The organism is Paracoccus sp. (in: a-proteobacteria) (genome assembly GCF_030536915.1).
Classification (GTDB): domain Bacteria; phylum Pseudomonadota; class Alphaproteobacteria; order Rhodobacterales; family Rhodobacteraceae; genus Paracoccus.
In genome coordinates this window covers 1-1860 of the sequence record NZ_JAUNPC010000210.1, presented here as the reverse complement: position 1 = coordinate 1860, position 1860 = coordinate 1, and the positions used below count along the sequence as shown (strand labels likewise).

Sequence of the window (1860 nt, the reverse complement as noted above, 5' to 3'; positions counted from 1 at the left end):
TGTTGCAGAACTCTGCCCTCGGCAGGGTTTACCGGAGTGGTCCGGCGGGTTGAGGGCCTGCCATGACCAGGCCCGGACCCACCCGCTGCCGCACGACGAACCGGCGGTCCCGCAACGCCGCTCCCAAGCGACGCGGTTTCCTGTCGATCCGGCGGGACAAGGACATGCCAGGGCGCGCGCCATGGGCTGGGCGTCCCGGTCGGCCTCCTGTGTTCTGCGATGCCGCGATGCTGTTCTGCCTCATGGTGAAGGTGCTGTCCGGTCCGGTGCTTCGGCAACCGGCGGGGATGGTGGCGGGCATCCTGCAGATGGCCGCGACCCGACGGGCCGGTGCCCGATCTCTCCACCCTGAGCCGCAGGCGGAAGACCATTCCCGTCGACATGTCGGGCCGCCGTGCGGCCGGGCCCCTTGACCCTGCCGGCGGACAGCGCCGGGATCAGGTTCCCGGGTGATGGCGAGTGGCTTGCCCGCAAGCATGGCACGCATCGCCGCCGCCGGTACCGCACGCCCCACCCGGCAACGGACACCGCCACCGGCGACATCCGGGGCGGGGAGTTCACCTCGAGCCGCGCGGGCGGCAGCCCCGTTCTGCCTGACCTTCCGGATCAGATCCCCCCCGGATGAACAGATCGGCACCGTGATCGGGGATGGCGCCTTCGATGCCCGCAGGTGCCATGCCGCGATCCTCGCACGGGGCGGCACCGCCGTCATGCCGATCCGCGGGACCGGACGCCGCCGGAAGGAGGACTGCCCTGCTGCCAGGGCGCGCAATGACACCCTCCGGACGACTCGGCGCTTCGGCAGGGCCGGTCTCGGAAACGATGGTCGGGCCATCGCGTCCGAAGTCGGATCGAGGCCGGGACGAGATGCCTCACGCCGTTCGGCGAGAGGATCGCCTCACCAGACCCTGACCCTCAGACCGCCGAAATCCACCTCCGCTTCCCATGTCTTCCCCGAGCAAAGCTCTGTCGGAGAGGCGGCGCTCCGTTTCGCGGAACTGCCCAAGGAACGCAGCGAGGGCCGCATCGAGGTGCAGGTCTTCCCCGCTGGCCAGCTTGGCGGCGACGATGCGATCGGGCGCGAACTGTCGCGCGGCACCATCCAGCTGGCCTTCGTCAACCCGAATTCGATGGTGGGGATCGACCCGCTCTTCGACGTCCACATTCCCACCTTCATCGCGCAGAGCTACGAGGAAGCCGAACGCCATCCACCGCACCCTGAACGAGACGATGGAGCGGCACGGGCTGAAGAACCTCGGCTATTTCGAGAACGACTTCCGCGCCATTTCGAACTCGCGGCATCCGGTGGCCTCGGTGGCTGACCTGAAAGGCCTCAAGATGCGGGTGGCGCCCTCGCAGTCGCTGAAGTGGCTGTTCGAGAAGGCGGGCGTGCAGGTCCTCACCCTGTCCTTCCCGGAAATCTTCACCGCGCTGCAGCAGGGCGCGGTGGACGAGCAGGAAAACGGCGTCATCCTGATCGACCAGGCGCGCTTCTTCAAGGCGCAGAAATGCGTCACCCTGTCGAACCATTCGCATATGATGTCCGGCATCATGCCGCTTTGGCTGAATAGCCTCATGTTTTGTGGACGCCTTCTTCGCTAACTTTGAGGCAAGGAGGCCATGATGGGCCCAGGCAATTTCACTGACGAGTTCAAGCGCGATGCGGTGGCGCAGATCACGGAGCGGGGCTACCCGGCCAAGGAGGTTTCGGAGCGGCTTAGGGTGAGCACGCATTCGCTCTATGCTTGGAAGCGCAAGCTCGCGAAGGCGGCGTCGGGTGACACGGAGAAGGATGCCGAGATCCGGCGGCTGAAGCGGGAGTTGGCGCGGGTGTCGGAGGAACGTGACATCCTAAAAAAG

3 protein-coding genes and 1 pseudogene are annotated in these 1860 nt (G+C 66.7%); all 4 read left to right on the top strand.

Going from position 1 to position 1860, the window contains the following annotated elements; genetic code table 11:
• Nucleotides 1-62: 62 nt before the first annotated feature.
• Nucleotides 63-940: pseudogene (locus tag Q4F04_RS15810) on the top strand (IS5 family transposase); the annotation flags it as partial.
• Nucleotides 834-1322: a hypothetical protein gene (locus Q4F04_RS15805; RefSeq protein WP_303370739.1), complete on the top strand. Its 489-nt coding sequence runs from the start codon at nt 834-836 to the stop codon at nt 1320-1322. The pseudogene Q4F04_RS15810 and the gene Q4F04_RS15805, both read left to right, overlap by 107 nt.
• Nucleotides 1231-1602: a TRAP transporter substrate-binding protein DctP gene (gene dctP, locus Q4F04_RS15800; RefSeq protein WP_303370737.1), complete on the top strand. Its 372-nt coding sequence runs from the start codon at nt 1231-1233 to the stop codon at nt 1600-1602. The genes Q4F04_RS15805 and dctP overlap by 92 nt, the downstream gene beginning before the upstream one ends.
• A gap of 21 nt (nt 1603-1623) precedes the next feature.
• On the top strand, nt 1624-1860 hold a 237-nt coding region (locus tag Q4F04_RS15795), incomplete at its 3' end, for a transposase (protein ID WP_303370738.1).